General features: G+C 71.9%; 17 protein-coding genes. 10 read left to right on the top strand and 7 right to left on the bottom strand.

Annotated elements, in window-relative coordinates; genetic code table 11:
* The first annotated feature begins 115 nt into the window (after positions 1-115).
* The 3 genes from ABZU25_RS19355 (at position 116) to ABZU25_RS19345 (ending at position 3,711) form a co-directional block, all read left to right on the top strand.
* On the top strand, positions 116-1,252 hold the full coding sequence (locus ABZU25_RS19355; RefSeq protein WP_355030729.1) for a glutamate--cysteine ligase: 1,137 nt from the start codon (positions 116-118) through the stop codon (positions 1,250-1,252).
* 21 nt (positions 1,253-1,273) lie between these two features.
* Positions 1,274-2,653, top strand: a complete 1,380-nt coding sequence (locus ABZU25_RS19350) for an FAD-dependent oxidoreductase (RefSeq protein WP_355030728.1) — start codon at positions 1,274-1,276, stop codon at positions 2,651-2,653.
* 71 nt (positions 2,654-2,724) lie between these two features.
* On the top strand, positions 2,725-3,711 hold the full coding sequence (locus tag ABZU25_RS19345; protein WP_355030811.1) for a LacI family DNA-binding transcriptional regulator: 987 nt from the start codon (positions 2,725-2,727) through the stop codon (positions 3,709-3,711).
* Between the two features lie 68 nt (positions 3,712-3,779).
* Here the strand turns inward: ABZU25_RS19345 and ABZU25_RS19340 are convergent, their stop codons facing one another.
* The 3 genes from ABZU25_RS19340 to ABZU25_RS19330 form a co-directional block, all read right to left on the bottom strand.
* Positions 3,780-4,733 carry a carbohydrate kinase gene (locus ABZU25_RS19340; RefSeq protein ID WP_355030727.1) on the bottom strand — a complete coding sequence of 318 codons (954 nt, stop codon included), beginning with the start codon at positions 4,731-4,733 and terminating at the stop codon, positions 3,780-3,782.
* On the bottom strand, positions 4,730-5,995 hold the full coding sequence (locus ABZU25_RS19335; protein WP_355030726.1) for an AGE family epimerase/isomerase: 1,266 nt from the start codon (positions 5,993-5,995) through the stop codon (positions 4,730-4,732). The genes ABZU25_RS19340 and ABZU25_RS19335 overlap by 4 nt, the downstream gene beginning before the upstream one ends.
* 164 nt (positions 5,996-6,159) lie before the next feature.
* Complete coding sequence (locus ABZU25_RS19330; RefSeq protein ID WP_355030725.1) at positions 6,160-7,110, bottom strand: NmrA/HSCARG family protein; 951 nt, start codon at positions 7,108-7,110, stop codon at positions 6,160-6,162.
* A gap of 101 nt (positions 7,111-7,211) precedes the next feature.
* On the opposite strand from ABZU25_RS19330, the gene ABZU25_RS19325 reads away from it, so the two are divergent.
* Positions 7,212-7,691, top strand: a complete 480-nt coding sequence (locus tag ABZU25_RS19325) for a MarR family transcriptional regulator (protein WP_355030724.1) — start codon at positions 7,212-7,214, stop codon at positions 7,689-7,691.
* A gap of 40 nt (positions 7,692-7,731) precedes the next feature.
* On the opposite strand, the gene ABZU25_RS19320 is transcribed toward ABZU25_RS19325, so the two are convergent.
* Positions 7,732-8,157 (bottom strand): nucleoside deaminase, encoded by a 426-nt coding sequence (locus ABZU25_RS19320; RefSeq protein WP_355030723.1) that lies wholly within the window; start codon positions 8,155-8,157, stop codon positions 7,732-7,734.
* Between the two features lie 158 nt (positions 8,158-8,315).
* Here ABZU25_RS19320 and ABZU25_RS19315 point away from each other — a divergent pair, with 158 nt between their 5' ends.
* On the top strand, positions 8,316-9,221 hold the full coding sequence (locus ABZU25_RS19315; protein WP_355030722.1) for an aminoglycoside phosphotransferase family protein: 906 nt from the start codon (positions 8,316-8,318) through the stop codon (positions 9,219-9,221).
* Positions 9,222-9,233: 12 nt separating this feature from the next.
* Here the strand turns inward: ABZU25_RS19315 and ABZU25_RS19310 are convergent, their stop codons facing one another.
* The 3 genes from ABZU25_RS19310 to ABZU25_RS19300 form a co-directional block, all read right to left on the bottom strand.
* Complete coding sequence (locus ABZU25_RS19310; protein ID WP_355030721.1) at positions 9,234-10,043, bottom strand: DNA-formamidopyrimidine glycosylase family protein; 810 nt, start codon at positions 10,041-10,043, stop codon at positions 9,234-9,236.
* Between the two features lie 207 nt (positions 10,044-10,250).
* Positions 10,251-10,451, bottom strand: coding sequence for a DUF397 domain-containing protein (locus ABZU25_RS19305; RefSeq protein WP_355030720.1), 201 nt, complete (start codon positions 10,449-10,451; stop codon positions 10,251-10,253).
* Complete coding sequence (locus ABZU25_RS19300) at positions 10,444-11,331, bottom strand: helix-turn-helix transcriptional regulator (protein ID WP_355030719.1); 888 nt, start codon at positions 11,329-11,331, stop codon at positions 10,444-10,446. The genes ABZU25_RS19305 and ABZU25_RS19300 overlap by 8 nt, the downstream gene beginning before the upstream one ends.
* A 225-nt stretch (positions 11,332-11,556) precedes the next feature.
* Between ABZU25_RS19300 and ABZU25_RS19295 the strand changes: the two genes are divergently transcribed.
* From ABZU25_RS19295 to rocD, 5 genes are all read left to right on the top strand, one after another.
* Complete coding sequence (locus ABZU25_RS19295) at positions 11,557-11,727, top strand: hypothetical protein (RefSeq protein WP_355030718.1); 171 nt, start codon at positions 11,557-11,559, stop codon at positions 11,725-11,727.
* Positions 11,724-12,071 carry a hypothetical protein gene (locus tag ABZU25_RS19290; RefSeq protein ID WP_355030717.1) on the top strand — a complete coding sequence of 116 codons (348 nt, stop codon included), beginning with the start codon at positions 11,724-11,726 and terminating at the stop codon, positions 12,069-12,071. The genes ABZU25_RS19295 and ABZU25_RS19290 overlap by 4 nt, the downstream gene beginning before the upstream one ends.
* Positions 12,072-12,193: 122 nt before the next feature.
* On the top strand, positions 12,194-13,138 hold the full coding sequence (locus ABZU25_RS19285) for a thrombospondin (RefSeq protein ID WP_355030716.1): 945 nt from the start codon (positions 12,194-12,196) through the stop codon (positions 13,136-13,138).
* Positions 13,139-13,571: 433 nt separating this feature from the next.
* A complete protein-coding gene (gene ddaH, locus ABZU25_RS19280) occupies positions 13,572-14,387 on the top strand; it encodes a dimethylargininase (RefSeq protein WP_355030810.1) in 816 nt (271 codons plus the stop codon).
* Positions 14,387-15,601, top strand: coding sequence for an ornithine--oxo-acid transaminase (gene rocD / locus ABZU25_RS19275; RefSeq protein ID WP_355030809.1), 1,215 nt, complete (start codon positions 14,387-14,389; stop codon positions 15,599-15,601). Before ddaH ends, rocD begins: the two co-directional genes overlap by 1 nt.
* Positions 15,602-15,669: the final 68 nt, after the last annotated feature.

Genomic DNA, 15,669 nt, shown 5'->3' with positions numbered 1-15,669 from the left:
CGGCGCGCCCACGCACGACGAGCCACGCCACGTTTCCCGGTGTCGCCACGTTGGGTAACCAAGCAGCGGACCGATGCGGACGGACCGCGAACGGTAGGAACGGACGGTGGTGTCGATGACCGGCCAGGTGGCGGAGGCGCCCAGCGAGATGACTGCGGCGACCGGATTGCTCACCGTTGGTGTCGAGGAGGAGTTCCTGCTCGTCGACCCGCACACCGGGGCCGCGGTCCCTGCCGTCGACCTGGTGATGGAGCAGGTGCCGGCCGAACTTCGCGGGCAGGTGGAGCGGGAGTTCCAGACCAGTCAGATCGAGATCGGCAGCCCGCCCGGCCTGGAGCTGTCATCGATCCGGCACTCCCTCGGCGTGCTGCGTCGGGCGCTCTCCGACGCCGCCGAGCGGGCCGGCGTACGCCTGCTCGCCATCGGTACGGGTCCGGTGGACGGCCCGGTGCCACCGGTGGTGGATAAGCCACGCTTCGACCTGATGATCGAGCGGTTCCGGCTGCTCGTCCCCGGCCCCGGCAACAACGGCATGCACGTGCACGTCGGTGTCCCCGATCCGGACACCGGTGTGCAGGTGCTCAACCACGTACGCCCCTGGCTGCCGATGCTGCACGCGATGACCACGAACTCCCCGTTCTCCGGCAGCGAGGACACCGGCTACGCCAGTTGGCGCTCGGTGGAGTGGGAGCGCTGGCCCTCGGTGGCCCCGACGCCGTTCCTGGAGTCGCACGAGCACTACCAGCGGCTGATCCGACAGTTGATCTCCAGTGGGGTGATGCTCGACGAGGGGATGCTCTACTGGTACGCCCGCCTGTCGGCGAAGTACCCGACGGTGGAGCTGCGGATCGGCGACGTCTGCCCGTCGGTGGACGACGCGGTGCTGGTCGCCGCCCTGGTCCGGGCCCTGGTGGCCACCGCGATGGCGGATGTCGAGGCCGACCGGCCGGCGTTGCGGACCGACCACCACCTGCTGGTCGGCGCGCACTGGCGGGCCGCGCACGACGGCCTGGAAGGCGACGCCGTCGATGTCACCACCGGTGAGCTGCGCCCAGCCTGGGAGCTGCTGGACCGGTTCGTCGAGCGGCTGCGGCCGGCGCTGGAGCAGCACGACGACTGGGCCGAGGTGACCGACCTGCTGAGCGGGTTGCGCCGGCACGGCAGCGGCGCGGCCCGGCAGCGCGCGGTGTACGAGCGGACCGGCCGACTCACCGACGTGGTGCAGGACGTCGCACGACAGACCCGTGGCTGATCACCGTGACAGGATGAGCCCGTGGCGCAACGGCTGATCGTCATCGGCGGGGACGCCGCCGGAATGTCGGCGGCGTCCCAGGCCCGACGCCGCCGCGACCGCGACGACCTGGAGATCGTGGTCTTCGAGCGGGGCCACTTCACCTCCTACTCGGCGTGCGGCATCCCGTACTGGATCAGCGGTCTGGTGCCCGGCCCGGAGGCGTTGATCGCCCGGGACCCGGAGACGTTCCGGACGAAGTACGCGATGGACCTCCGGATGCGCCACGAGGTCACGGCCATCGACCTGGACCGCCGCGAGGTGGTCGCCCGGGACCTGAAGGGCGGCGGCGAGGTCCGCGAGCGCTTCGACGACCTGATGTACGCCACCGGCGCGGTGCCGGTGCAGCCGCCCTGGGCGGCCACCGACGCGGGCGGCGTGTTCGGCGTGCAGACCCTCGACGACGGGGCGGCGCTGCGCGACTGGCTGGAAGGTGAGCCACGGCCGCGCCGGGCCGTGGTGGTCGGCGGCGGCTACATCGGCGTCGAGATGGCCGAGGCGCTGATCCAGCGCGGGCTGTCGGTGACCCTGGTCGAGGCGGGCGCCCAGCCCATGGCGACCGTCGACGGCGACATGGCCGAGCTGGTCGCCGACGCGATGCGCGGCCTGGGTGTCACGATCCGCACCGACCTGCCGGTGACCGGCCTGGAGCAGCGCGACGGCCGGGTGTCCGCGGTGGTCACGGCCGAGGGGCCGATACCGACCGACGTCGTGGTCCTGGGCCTGGGAGTACGCCCGAACACCGCGCTCGCCGAGGCTGCCGGCTTCCCGATCGGGCCGACCGGTGGCATCCGGGTGGACCGCCGGATGCGGGTGGCCGGACTGTCCGCCGTCTGGGCTGCGGGCGACTGCGTGGAGACGTTGCACCGGGTCAGCGGCATGCCGGTGCACGTGCCGCTCGGCACGCACGCCAACAAGCAGGGCCGCGCGGCCGGGATCAACATCGGCGGCGGGTACGCCACCTTCGCCGGCGTGATCGGCACGGCCGTGACCAAGGTCTGCGACCTGGAGGTGGGGCGCACCGGCCTGCGGGAGCGGGAGGCCACCCTGGCCGGCTTCGACTTCGTCTCGGTGGTCGCCGAGTCGACCAACCGGGCCGGCTACTACCCCGGCGCCCGGCCGATGACCGTCAAGCTGATCGCGGAGCGGCCCAGCGGCCGGTTGCTCGGCGCGCAGATCGTCGGTTGGTCCGAGGCGGCCAAACGGATCGACACGCTGGCCGTGGCACTCTGGAACGGCATGACGGTGGACGATATGACGTCGCTGGACCTGGGCTACGCTCCGCCGTACGCGCCGGTGTGGGACCCGGTGCTCGTCGCCGCCCGAAAGGCGGTCGACGCGCTCGCTGCCCTCGACCGCTGACCGGTGCCCGCCGTGGAGGACCACCCGTGACCCAGACCCCGACCCGGCCGACGGTACGTCGGCGTCCGACGATGGTCGACGTGGCCCGGCACGCCGGGGTGAGCCTGAAGACGGTCTCCCGGGTGGTCAACGACGAGCCGGTGGGTCAGGAACTGGTCAACCGGGTGCTGGCCGCCATCGCCGAGCTGGGCTTCCGGCGTAACGACATCGCCCGCAACCTGCGCTCCCGGCAGCTCAACGCCACTGTCGGGCTGCTCATCGAGGAGATCGCCAACCCGTTCTACGCGACAATCGCCAGCGTCGCCGCCGAGATCGCCGCCGCCCACGGCACAATGCTGATCACCGCCTCGTCGGAGGAGGACCCGGAGCGGGAACGCGCCCTGCTCCAGGACTTCACCCAGCGCCGGGTCGACGGGCTGCTGGTGGTGCCGGCGGGCCTGGACCACTCGTTCCTGCGGCGCGAGGTCGAGCTGGGGATGCCTGTGGTGTTCCTGGACCGGCCGCCGCAGGGGCTGCACGCCGACGCTGTGCTGTTGGACAACCGGGGCGGCAGCCACGCCGGTGTCGGCGCGTTGCTCGACGAGGGGCACCGAAGGGTGGGCCTCCTGCTCGGCGCGCCGAGCGTGCCCACGATGCGCGAGCGGCTGGCCGGGGCGCGGGCGGCGCTGGCCGCGGCCGCTGTCGCACGGGACGAGTCGCTGGTCTGCGAGAGGCTCATCGCCCCCGAGGAGGCCGGGCGGGCGGTCGCCGCGCTGCTCGACCAGGCGGACCCGCCGACGGCGTTCTTCTGCGCCAACAACCGGCTCACCGTGGGCGCGCTTCAGGAGCTGCACCGCCGGGGCAGTGACGCCGCGCTTGTCGGCTTCGACGACTTCGAACTGTCCCACCTGATGCCCCGGCCACTGACCGTCGTCGCCTACGACACCCGGGAGCTGGCCCGGGTCGCCACCGAGCGGCTGTTCCAGCGAATCGCCGGTGACGACGACACCCCACCGTCGACCATCGTGCTGCCCACCCGCCTGCTGCCCCGAGGTCTGACCCCGCCACCACAACGCTGACAGCGCTGCTTGCGCGATGATCCCCGACCGCGCCGACCCACCCGAGGGCGGGCCGGCTCGGGTCGGGGTCAGCTCGCGGCGTTGAGCAGGGCGTCGACCTCGGCCCGGCTCGGCGGGTCGGCGCCTCGGCGGCCACAGGTCAGCGCGGCCACCGTCGCGGCCTGCCGGAGCACCGCATCCCACTGCTGCTCGGTCACCGCGGCGAGCCGGTCGGCCGGCCGGTCTCCGAGCGCGTCGAGGTCGGCCAGCGCGGCCAGCAGACCGCCGGTGAACGAGTCACCGGCCCCGACGGTGTCGACCACTGTGGCGCGTACCGCCGGTTGCTCGTGCAGCGATCCGTTCGGGGCGAGCAGCCAGACGCCCGCACCGCCCCGGGTCACCACCGCGCAGGACACCCCGGCGTCGCGCCACTCGGCCATCACGTCGCCCACCGACCGGTCCGGGTAGAGCCAGGCCAGGTCCTCGTCGCTGGCCTTCACCAGGTTCGCGAGGGGCACCTGGCGTCGTACCCTGGTCTGCTCGGCGGCCCGGTCGGTGACGATGCTCGGCCGCAGGTTGAGGTCGATCGAGAGGGTGAGCCCGTCCCGACGGCGTTCGCGGGCGAGCAGGTCCTCCAGCACCTGCGCCCCGGGGGCCAGCGCGAGCGCGAGGGACCCGGTGTGCAGCGCGGTCGCCGACGACCCGGCCAGGTCGGGCAACTCCCCCGGCGTCCACTGCCAGTCCGCCGTGCCAGCCAGCCGGAACTCGTAGCTGGCCTGCCCGCTCTCGTTCAACGTGGCCACCGCCACCGAGGTCGGCTCCGTGGCGCGGACCGCCCAGTCCAGTTCCACCCGGTTGACGCTCAGGTGCTCGGCGAGCTGCCGACCGTACTCGTCGCCGCCGAGCCGGGCCAGCAGCCGCACCGGCTGGTCGAGCCGGGCCAGGGTGACCGCCACGTTCGCCGGGGAGCCACCCGGCACGGCGCGCTGCCCCTCGGCGGTGACCACCAGGTCGATAAGCGCCTCGCCCGCGACCACGATCATGCGGTCACCTCGCCCGGCGCGAGCGGGCCGGGGCCACCGAGCCCGTTTGCCGAGCGCGACAGCAGCACCGCCTGGTACGCGTGGTAGACATCCGGCCGACCGTGCCAGACCGTGTCGGCGGGCAGGTTCCGCGCGTCCAACTCGTGCCGCCACCCGGTGCCGTCGATCAGGTAGCGGCGCGCGTACGCCCAGAAGACCCGGTACCAGTCGGCGTAGACGTCGTCGCCGGTGCGGCGGTGCAGGGTCACCGCCGCTCCGATGGCCTCGGCGAGCACCCAGTGCATCCGGGAGCGCACCACCGGCCGGTCGTCCCAGTCGATCGTGTAGACGAAGCCGTCGGCGTCGTCGACCGCCCAGCCCCGGCGTACGGCGGCGGCGAACAGGTGCCGGGCGTCGGCGAGCAGCCAGCGTGGCGGCTGCGGCAGGACCGCCTCCAGCTCCAGCAGCAGCCGGGCCCACTCCAGCCAGTGGCCCATTGTCGAGCCGTACGGCCGGAACTGGTCGGCGGGCTGGTCCCGGTTGTAGTCGAGCAGCGGCGTCCAGTCGGCGGTGAAGTGCTCGGGCAGCCGCCAGTCGTGCCGGGCGGCCTCGGTGTGCACCAGGTGGTAGGCGATCCGCAGGGCGCGGTCGGTCCAGCTCGCGTCGCCGGTGGCGGCGGCAGCGGCGAGGAACGCCTCGACCATGTGCATGCTGCTGTTCGCGCCGCGGTAGTCCTCGGTGACCGTCCAGTCCCTGTTCCACGATTCGCGGACCGCGCCCGCCTCGTCGTCCCAGAACCGGTCCCGCACCACTGTCAGCACGTCGGCGAGCAACTCCTGCGCGCCGGGCCGTCCGGCGCGCGCGGCGCTGGACGCGGCGAGCAGCACGAACGCGTGGTCGTAGCCGGCCTTGCGGTCGTCGACGGGCGCTCCCTGCTGGTCCACCGCGCCGAACCAGCCGCCGTACCGGGCGTCGCGCAGCAGGGTGCTGAGCGCGGCGATTCCGTTGTCGACCAGGGCGGCGGCGTCCGGGTCGCCGTTGCAATGGGCGAGGGCGGCGACGTGGGTCATCCGGCAGGTGATCCAGGTGTACACCGGTTCGCCCCGGTCCGGGGTGCGGTCGTCGGTCAACCACCAGAAGCCGCCCTCGGCCCGGACCGCGCGGCGGGCCGTGTCGAGCAGGGTGCGGGTCTGGTCGGCGAGGAAGTCGTCCAGGTCGGGCAGGTCGGGTGCCCCTGTGGGAGCGGGAGTCGTGGTGGCGTCGGATCGGGGCACGTCGGTCATCTCAGCTGGTCACCGTCGGGTAGGAAAGGGACATACGGCCAGGATCGGCGGACGGACCGGGTCCGCGCCGCAAAACCGTCAACGGTACGGCGTAAGGCCGCATGCGCAGCGGAGGATCATCGGTGCCATTCCTCCCTTTTGCCCGTTGACATCGTTGTCAGTGCTCAACCCTGCTCCGGCTGCGGTCGACTGTCAATTCCGCTTGCGTCACACCGCGACTCAGGACGTGGACGAGCATGGTTGGCGGTCGCGTCGGACCGCAGCGTGGCCCAGTCCTGGGCGGCGGCCCAGTCGGCGAAGCTGTGCCAGCCGACCTCCGGGTAGTCGCGACGCAGCCCGGCGACGTCAAGGTCCAGACCGACGTTCGTGAAGTACGCGAACATGGCCGCCAGGTCGGTGGACCACTGTCGGACGCGGGCCAGGGGCACCCGCCGGTGGTTGATCACGGAGCCGATGACACCGGTGAGGATCTCGGCCATCTCCGCGGGTGTGCGCTGATCGGAGGCGATGTCGATGCGACGGCCGGCGAACTCGGCGGAGCGTTGCAGGACGTGCGCGGCGAACGCGCCGATGTCGACCGCCGGGATGAGGGCGAGCGGCCGATCGGCGGGCATCGGCCACGCGAAGACGCCCTCGCGTAGGCCGTCGAGGGTCCAGCCACTGGCGTAGTTGTCCATGAATGCGGCCGGCGCGATGATCGTCCAGGACACCTCGGAGCTGTGCAGGTGCTGCTCGACCAGGTACTTGCTCTCGTAGTGCGGGACACCCGTGCCCCGGTCGGCGTGCGCGACGCTGGTCAGCACGGTGTGGCCGAGGCCAGCGACCGCCGCGGCGTCGACGAGTGCCTTGCCGTGCCGGACCTCGGTGGCCAGGTCGGTGCCGAACGGGGTGGTGACCGCGAACAACGAGTCGGCTCCGGCGAGCGCGGCGTCCAGGGAGGCGCGGTCGCCAAAGTCGGCGTGGCGCACCTCGGCGCCGAGGCTGCGCAGGGCGTCGGCGGCCGGGGAGGTGGGCTGGCGGGTGAGTGCGCGTACCCGGTGGCCGGCCTTCAGTAGGGCGCGGGCCGTGGCCCCGCCCTGCGCTCCGGTGGCTCCACTGACGGCAACGGTGAGCATGAGTCCTCCTGGGGTAGGATAGCTGCGTGACGCATTAACTGCGTCACGCAGCAGATTAGGAAGAATCGCTGCGTCGCGCAACCAATTTGGAGGTGATGTGGATGACCACACGGCGCAGGGGCGAGCTGTACGAGGAGTTGTCGATGGCGTCCCGTCGCTATCTGGCCTCGTACGTGCTGTTCAACCAGGCCATCGCCGACCACCTCGGGCTCCACCCGACCGACGTGCAGTTCCTGAGCCTGCTCACCGCGGCGCCCACCCCGCGCACGGTGCGCGAGATCGCCGAGATGACCGGCCTGACCACGGGCTCGGCCACCCGTCTGGTCGACCGACTGGAACGTGGTGGCTACGTGACACGCACGCCCGACCGGGAGGACCGACGCCGGGTGCTGGTCAGCCCCGTGCCGGACCGGGTCGACCGGGTCACGGCGGTCTGGGACGACCTTGGCCAGTCCTGGCAGGCGATCCTCGACGACCACAGCGAGGAGGAGCTTGAGGTGATCACCCGCCACCTGACGCGCGCACATGACCTCAGCCACGCCCAGATGGACCGCCTGCGCTCCCGGCCGAAGCCCGACTGAGCCGCGTCAGCAGGCCGAAGGGCCGTCCGCGCCGCCCCGGTCAGTAGTAGTTGTCGATCGGCTGACGCGCCTCGTCGAACAGCGCCGGCCCCTCGTAGCGGACCGGAGGCAGCGGCGGGGTGGCCGGCTTGACCTCCTCGAACTGCTCACTGGACAGGGCGTACACCACCCGCCCGAGCCCGGACCGGTCGATCGCTGTCGCGCACATCGGGCAGGGCTGGCAACTGGTGAACATGGTGGTGCCGGCGGCCACGTCGGGGGCGAGTTCCCGGGCGGCCCAGCGGGCCAGCTTGAGCTCCGGATGGGCGCTGATGTCCGAGTCGGAGACCACTGTGTTGTGGTCCTCGATGAGGACGGTGCCGTCCGCCCCGACCAGCAACGAGCCGAACGGCCGTTCGCCGGAAGCCCCTGCCTGGCTGGCGAGTTCCACGGCGCGGCGGAGGAACCTCTCGTCGTCGGGTGTCATCGAACCTCCTGGGTCTTGGCGTACGCGGCCACGGCCGCGAGGGTCCGCCAGGCGCGTTCGGGTTGGCGGATCTCGGCCAGGTCGCCGTTGAACGGGTCGAGCACCACCGCCTCCGCGCCGAGCAGCCGCCGATCTGCACGAGCCTTACGCTAGCCACTGTGGACCGCCCTGTGAACGCCCTGCCTGAGGATGGCCGGACGGAGCTACCCGAGGGACTCGACTGGGTACGCGGATCACCGCCGGGCCGGGCCTGGCTCGCCACCCTCCCGACCCGGCTGGCGGAGTGCGCCGAGCAGTGGTCGCTACGACTCGGTCCGCCCTTCCGGCAGGCGTACGCCTCGCTGGCACTCCCGGCGGACCTACCGGACGGCACGGCGGCGGTGCTGAAGCTCCAGTACCCGGACGACGACAGCCTGCACGAGGCCGACGCGCTGGCCCACTGGGACGGCGACGGCACGATCCGGCTGCTCGCACACGATCCGGGACGCCGCGCCCTGCTGGTGGAGCGCTGCCGGCCCGGAAGCCCGCTGCACGAGCTGCCGATGGACCGGGCGCTGGACGTGGTGACCGGGCTGCTCCCCCGCCTCTGGCGACCCGCCTCCGCGCCGTTCACCCCGTTGGCCGAGGAGGCCGCCGGCTGGATCGACCGGATACCCCGGGCGTGGGAGCGGGTCGGCCGGCCGTACGAGCGGCGGCTGCTGGACGGGGCACTCGACCTGCTCACCGCCCTGGTGTCGAGCCAGGGCGAGCAGGTGCTTGTCAACCAGGACCTGCACGCCGGCAACGTGCTCGCCGCCGACCGGGAACCGTGGCTGGCGATCGACCCGAAGCCGCTGACCGGCGAGCGCGAGTTCTCGGTCGTGCCGATGGTGCGCGGTCCGGAGTTGGGCCACTCGCCGGCCGCCGTCCGGCACCGGCTGCACCGGCTCAGCGCCGACCTCGGGCTGGACCGGGAGCGGGTGCGGGGTTGGACGATCGGGCACAGCCTGGCCTGGAGCATCGACGGCGAGATCGTCTTTCCGCACCAGATCGAGGTGGCCCGCTGGCTGATCGACGGACGGTGACCCTCCGGCGGATCAACCGGCCTGACAGGTACGGCACCAGTAGAGGTTGCGCCCGGCCAACTCACCACGGCTGACCTCGGTGCCGCAGACGTGGCAGGGCACGCCGGGGCGGCGGTAGACGTACACCTCGCCACCGTGCCGGTCCACCCGGGCCGCCCGGCCCATCGCCTCCGGCAGGTGCGCGTCCCGCACGGTGTCGATCCGGCCGTGCTCGACCGCGAGCCGCATCAGCCCGACCAGGTCGGCCCAGAGCGCGTCCCAGCCGGTGTGGGTCAGCCGGCGGCCGGGCATCGTCGGCGGCAGTCCGGCCCGGAACAGCGCCTCGGTCACGAAGATCAGCCCGGTGCCGGCCACCACCGACTGGTCGAGCAGCAGCGCCGCGAGGGGCGTCGGGCTACGCGAGATCCTCCGGTACGCCCGCTCCGGGTCGGCGTCGGCGCGCAGCGGATCCGGCCCGAGGCGGTCCCGCAGTGCGGCCACCTCGGGTGGGGTGATCAGCTCGCACGCGGTGGGCCCACGCAGGTCCAGCCAGTGTCGGTCGCTGGCCAGCCGCACCCGCACCTGACCGACCGGCTCGGGCGGCTCCCCCGGCCCGTCGGTGAACTTGCCGTACAACCCGAGGTGCACGTGCAGGGTCAGCTCACCGGCGTAGTGGTGCAGCAAGTGCTTGCCGTACGCCTCGGTGCCCTCCAACACGGTGCCGGAGAGCCGGGCTGCGCCGTCGGCGAAGCGACCCTGCGGGCTGGTGGCATGCACCTTGTCCCCGGCGAACAGCTCGGCGTGCCGGGCCGCCAGGCGGTGGATCGAGTGTCCCTCTGGCACCGGCCAAGGATAGCCAGTGCCGTGATCAACTCGGTTTCACGGAGACCGGGGCGTCCAGGTGAGTGAAAGACCCCGACTTGCAGGAACCCGAGTCGACCAAGGGGCCGTGCGGTGCCGTCAGCGCGTGCGGTGCCGTCAGCGCGTGCGGTGCCGTCAGCGCGTGCGGTGCCGTCAGCGCGTGCGGTGCCGTCAGCGCGTGCGGTGCCGTCAGCGCGTGCGGTGCCGCTGGACGTCGCCCACGAACGTGGCCCAGGCGGCGGGAGCGAAGGCCAGCGCCGGACCGCTCGGGTCCTTGCTGTCCCGTACGCCCACGACGCCGGGCAGGTTGTCGGCCACCTCGACGCAGTTGCCGCCGCTCCCGCCGCTACGGGTGCTCTTGCGCCAGGTCGCACCGGCAAGGTCAGTCATGATGCTCCTCGATGATCGAAGTGATCAGTTTCTCTGATTCTGCCTCACCCGAGGCGAGGGCTTCCAGGTCCGACCAGACATGTTCGTAGGCGGCCACCTCGGTTGGCTTGTCCAGATAGAGCGCCCCGGTGATGTTCTCCACGTAGACGGTGGTCGGCTCGGTGGACGCTCTGCCGAACGCCTGCGGGAAGTCCAGGAGGACGAAGGTGCCGGTCTCGCTGGCCAACGGCGGCCCGGCCGCGAGCGGCAGGACCCGCAGACTCACCGTCGGCAGTGCGGCCACGTCGAGCAGGTGTCGCAACTGCTGAGCCATCGCCCGGCGGTCGGGGATCGTGCGCCGCAACACGGCCTCGCTCAGGACGACCCGCAGGGTGGGGGCGGTGGGCAGCCGGCGCACGAGGATGCCCTGCCGTTGCAGCCGGACCTCCACCAGCTTTTCCCGATCCTCCTCGCGCATTGTCGGATTCTTCCGACGGAACAGCTCGCTGGCGTACTCCCGGGCTTGCAGGAGTCCGGGAATCAACTCGGCGTCATATTGACGCAGCGCCGAGGCCGAGGATTCCAGGCCGACGTACAGCGAGAACCACGATGGAACGACATCGCCGTACGAATGCCACCAACCCCTGGCGCGAGTCTCCTTCGCGAGCCCGGCGACAATCTCGCCCATGGCGTCGGACACCCGATAGAGAGCACACATCGCTCGGGCGTCCACCACGCGCACCGGGACCAACCCCTTCTCGATGCGCCAGATCTTCTGCCGTGAGCAGTCCAGCGCCTCGGCTGCGGCGTCCAGCGACACGGAGGCATCCTCGCGAAGCTGCGTGAGCAGCCGTCCGAGCTGTCGCCGAGGAACCGTGGACCCGCTTGTTTCATCCGTCATGCAACATCACCGCTTCCCTCCTGCAACACCGAATGTTTCGCCCCGCGCGCAATTCTTTTCCATTCCTCGTGCGTCAATATGGCCTGACATTAGGGCGGTGGTGCGGATTGCACAAGGTGGCCAGCGCGGAACATGCTGTCACGCGTTGGCGCCTCCCAGGAAACAGTGTCGGGAATAGCGTCAGCACAAGGCCGGTGGGACGCTATTCCTCGGAAGGACACCGCCATGCGCGTGTCGTACAACGAATACCTCTTGGTCACCGCGCTGACCCTCGCCCGCCGCCACCGGCCCGTGTGGAGTTGGGTGCGCTGGCGCACCGTGTGCCGCTGCGGCGGCGAACTGCCCTGCCGGGCCCGCCACCGCATTCCGATCAACCGCGGCCACTGGCCGACGTGACCGAGTGGAAGCCCGGCGACCTACTGCTGATCGGCGCGGCGTGCTCGGTGCAGTTCGCCGACGAGCGGGCACTACGCCTTCGGCTGGTGAGTGTCGACCCGCGCCCGACGTACCACGGTTGGGTCTGGCTGACGGGCTACGTACTGGATGGCAAGGGCCTGGCCGTCGACAAGCGGGAGGTGTTCGTGCAGCAGGCCGGGGTGCGGTTGCTCCCGGCCGCGCCCACACCCACGCCCAGGCCCACGCCCGCGACGGGCAGGTCCACGCCCGCGACGGGCAGGTCCACGCCCGCGACGGGCAGGTCGAGACAGCCCACCGGGCAGGGCCGCCCGGCCCACCGTTGATCGCGGCGGCGACCCCGTACCCGGGATTGGTGTCAGGAAACGCCCAGGTGGGTATTTCAGGGCAGAACCGCGTGGGTGCCACCCCTTCCATCGGCCACCACGCATTTATCAGGAGGTGTGTAGTGGTCAGGATTCCTTCGCTGTCCCGCCGGTCCGAGCCGGCACCGACGCGGGACGAGAACCTCGACGGCCGCGTTGACAGCCGCGACACCCAGGCCGCCGACCCGGACAGCACGCCGGCCAGCGACACGGGCCGGTCCGACGACACCGCCGGCCGGGACGACAACCAGACGACGTACCGCAGCGCCGCCGCGCCCAGCGGGCAGACCGGCGAAGCCGAGCGGCGTGCCGCCGAACGGGCTGCGGTAGCCCGAGCCGCCACCGCCCGCCCGGTCGAGAGCGAGCCCCGGACCGGCACCACCCGCCCGGTGGCGAGCGAGGCCCGAACCAGCACCACCCGCCCGGTGGCGAGCGAGGCCCGGACCGGCACCGCCCGCCCGGTCGAGAGCGAGGACCGGACCGGCACCGCCCGCCCGGTCGAAGCTGACTCCCGGGCCGCCACCCCGGTGGCGACCGACTCCCGCGCCGGCACCGCCCCGACCGTGGCGCGCACCGCCGAGCGGGACGCCGACCTCGACAGCACCACCCGTCGGCCCGACCCGACGGACCGGGACACCACCGACCGCCCGGTCGACCCGACCCCGGGCGTGACCGAGCCCGAGCCGCCCGCGACCCGCGGCCCGAAGCCGCGGGCCAGCCTGCTTGCCACCCTCGGCCTGATCGTGTCGGTCGCCGGTGCGATGTTCGTGCTGACCGGGACCCTGGCCGGGTACGGCATCGGGCTCGGCGCTCTCGGCGCGGTGCTCGCGGTGCTCGGCCTGATGGCCACCCGCCGTCGGCACGTCGCCGGCAAGACCGACGCGCTCTTCGGCGTGCTGATCGGGCTGGCCGCGGTGGTGATCGGGGTGCTCGCGATGACCGGGCAGTTCGACTGGCCGACCACCGACGGCGACTGGGTGCAGCGCTTCCGTGAGTGGCTCGACTCACAGTTTGTCGACCGTTTCTAGCGGGCACTGTTCCGCTCGCCGGTGATGCACCGGCGAACAGCCGGCGGTTCGCCGGCAGCCCGGATCACTTGGTGGTTCACCGACCGGGCGACACCCTTTCAGGGGCGGCGGTTCGCCGCCCCTGAAGTGTTTCCTGGCCGTGATCCACTCGGCTTCCGGGAAGTCGGGGTGTCCCGGCCGCTCCAATGCCGCGCTTTCCCGGGAAACCGAGTCGATCACCGCCCACGCACCCGACCACGGCCCGTGCGCCAGGCGCGACACGTCCTGACACAACGAATCGCTCCCGGTGGCCGCCCAGACGCAACGAATATTCGGTCTGCGCAACTCTCAGTGGTGGATCCTGTCGCTGTGGCCGCATAACGTTGAGCAACGGCGCCAGCCCGTGGGCCACGGTGGCCGGGCGCGCCCGACCCCTGGGAGCAGGACAATGACGATGGACGCCACCAGCCAGCGCCTGTTGATGTGCCGGCCGACGTACTTCGCCGTCGACTACGCGATCAACCCCTGGATGGACCCGAGCGCGCCGGTCGACACCGCGCTGGCCGTCCGGCAGTGGGAGCAGCTGCGCCAGACGTACCTGGATCTCGGCCACACCGTCGAGGAGATCACTCCGGTGCCCGGCCTGCCCGACATGGTCTTCGCCGCCAACGGCGGCACCGTGATCGACGGCAGGGCGATGGCCGTGCAGTTCCGCGACCCGCAGCGCGCCGACGAGGCACCGGCCTATCGGGCGTGGTTCGAGGACGCGGGCTTCGAGATGCACGACCCGAAGCACGTCAACGAGGGCGAGGGCGATGTCCTGCTGGCCGGCGACCACCTGCTGGCCGGCACCGGCTTCCGCACGGCGCACGCCTCGCACGCCCAGTTGCAGGAGGTCTTCGGCTACCCGGTGATCACCATGCAACTGGTCGACCCCCGCTTCTACCACCTGGACACCGCGCTGACAGTGCTCGACGAGCGGACCGTGGCGTACCTGCCCGAGGCGTTCTCCCCCGGCAGCCAGGCCGTGCTGCGCCGGCTCTTTCCCGACGCGGTGCACGCCACCATGGCCGACGCCGAGGTGCTGGGGTTGAACGCGGTGAGCGACGGACGGCACGTGGTGCTGCCCGCGCAGGCCACCGACCTGGCCGCCGCGCTGCGCGACCGGGGGTACGAAACCATCGGTGTCGACCTGTCCGAGCTGCGTAAGGCCGGCGGCGGACCGAAGTGCTGCACACTGCGACTCCGTCAGGGAAAGGCAAACAAGTGATCGTGGATGACATCCTGCGGACGCCGGGAGCGGTCCGGGACGCCGAGCGTTGGACGGCGCACAACTACCACCCGCTGCCGGTGGTGATCTCGTCCGCGGAGGGTGCCTGGCTCACCGACGTGGACGGCAAGCGCTACCTGGACTGCCTGGCCGGCTACTCCGCGCTGAACTTCGGCCACCGGCACCCGCAGCTGATCGCCGCCGCACACGCCCAACTGGACCGGCTCACGCTGACCAGCCGGGCGTTCATCCACGACCAGTTCGCCGACTTCTGCCGGGAGCTGGCCGAGCTGTGCGGCAAGGACCTGGTGCTGCCGATGAACACCGGGGCCGAGGCGGTGGAGACCGGGATCAAGGTGGCCCGCAAGTGGGGCTACCAGGTCAAGGGGGTGCCCGCCGGCCAGGCCAACATCGTGGTCGCCGAGGGCAACTTCCACGGCCGGACCACCACCATCGTGAGCTTCTCCACCGACGAGGACGCGCGCGCCGACTTCGGGCCGTACACCCCGGGCTTCACGGTCGTGCCGTACGGCGACCTGGACGCGCTGACCGCCGCGATCGACGAGAACACCGTGGCGGTGCTGCTGGAGCCGATCCAGGGCGAGCAGGGTGTGGTGGTGCCGCCGGAGGGCTACCTGCCGGGCGTACGCCAGGTCTGCACCGACCGGAACGTGCTGTTCATCGCCGACGAGATCCAGTCGGGTCTGGGGCGTACCGGCGAGACCTTCGCCTGTGACCATGAGGGCGTCGTGCCGGACATGTACCTGCTCGGCAAGGCGCTCGGCGGCGGCATCGTGCCGGTCTCCGCGGTGGCCGCGAACGCCGACGTGCTCGGCGTGCTCAAGCCCGGCCAGCACGGCTCCACCTTCGGCGGCAACCCGCTCGCCTGCGCGGTGGCCATCGAGGTGGTCCGGTTGCTGGCCACCGGCGAGTTCCAGCGCCGCTCGGCCAAGCTGGGCGAGCGGCTGCGGGCCGGCCTGGAGGGGCTGGTCGGCAAGGGTCTGGTCGGGGTACGCGTCCGTGGTCTGTGGGCCGGTCTGGACATCGACCCGGCGCTGATGAGCGGGCGGGAGGCGTGCGAGCGGCTCGCCGAGCGCGGCGTGCTCGCCAAGGACACCCACGGCTCCACCATCCGGCTCGCCCCGCCGCTGGTGATCACCGAGGAGGAGATTGACCTGGCGGTGACCAAGCTCGCCGAGGTGCTGGCCGCCTGACCGACCGATTCGCCCAAGATCTGCGCAACTACAGGGAAAGTGCTGCCTCGATGACGTCCGAGGCAGCA

Origin of the sequence: Micromonospora sp. NPDC005215, assembly GCF_040607915.1 — a bacterium.
In the GTDB taxonomy this organism is placed as follows: domain Bacteria; phylum Actinomycetota; class Actinomycetes; order Mycobacteriales; family Micromonosporaceae; genus Micromonospora.
The sequence above is the reverse complement of the archived record's forward strand: the minus strand, read 5'-3'. Positions and strand labels throughout refer to the sequence as shown.

What these genes read in the sequence shown, in the direction of transcription:
- ABZU25_RS19355 (WP_355030729.1), top strand. Translation starts at nt 116, where the DNA reads ATGACCGGCCAGGTGGCGGAGGCGCCCAGCGAGATGACTGCGGCGACC.
- ABZU25_RS19345 (WP_355030811.1), top strand. Translation starts at nt 2,725, where the DNA reads ATGGTCGACGTGGCCCGGCACGCCGGGGTGAGCCTGAAGACGGTCTCC.
- ABZU25_RS19340 (WP_355030727.1), bottom strand. Translation starts at nt 4,733, where the DNA reads ATGATCGTGGTCGCGGGCGAGGCGCTTATCGACCTGGTGGTCACCGCC.
- ABZU25_RS19335 (WP_355030726.1), bottom strand. Translation starts at nt 5,995, where the DNA reads ATGACCGACGTGCCCCGATCCGACGCCACCACGACTCCCGCTCCCACA.
- ABZU25_RS19330 (WP_355030725.1), bottom strand. Translation starts at nt 7,110, where the DNA reads ATGCTCACCGTTGCCGTCAGTGGAGCCACCGGAGCGCAGGGCGGGGCC.
- ABZU25_RS19325 (WP_355030724.1), top strand. Translation starts at nt 7,212, where the DNA reads ATGACCACACGGCGCAGGGGCGAGCTGTACGAGGAGTTGTCGATGGCG.
- ABZU25_RS19320 (WP_355030723.1), bottom strand. Translation starts at nt 8,157, where the DNA reads ATGACACCCGACGACGAGAGGTTCCTCCGCCGCGCCGTGGAACTCGCC.
- ABZU25_RS19305 (WP_355030720.1), bottom strand. Translation starts at nt 10,451, where the DNA reads ATGACTGACCTTGCCGGTGCGACCTGGCGCAAGAGCACCCGTAGCGGC.
- ABZU25_RS19300 (WP_355030719.1), bottom strand. Translation starts at nt 11,331, where the DNA reads ATGACGGATGAAACAAGCGGGTCCACGGTTCCTCGGCGACAGCTCGGA.
- ABZU25_RS19295 (WP_355030718.1), top strand. Translation starts at nt 11,557, where the DNA reads ATGCGCGTGTCGTACAACGAATACCTCTTGGTCACCGCGCTGACCCTC.
- ddaH (WP_355030810.1), top strand. Translation starts at nt 13,572, where the DNA reads ATGGACGCCACCAGCCAGCGCCTGTTGATGTGCCGGCCGACGTACTTC.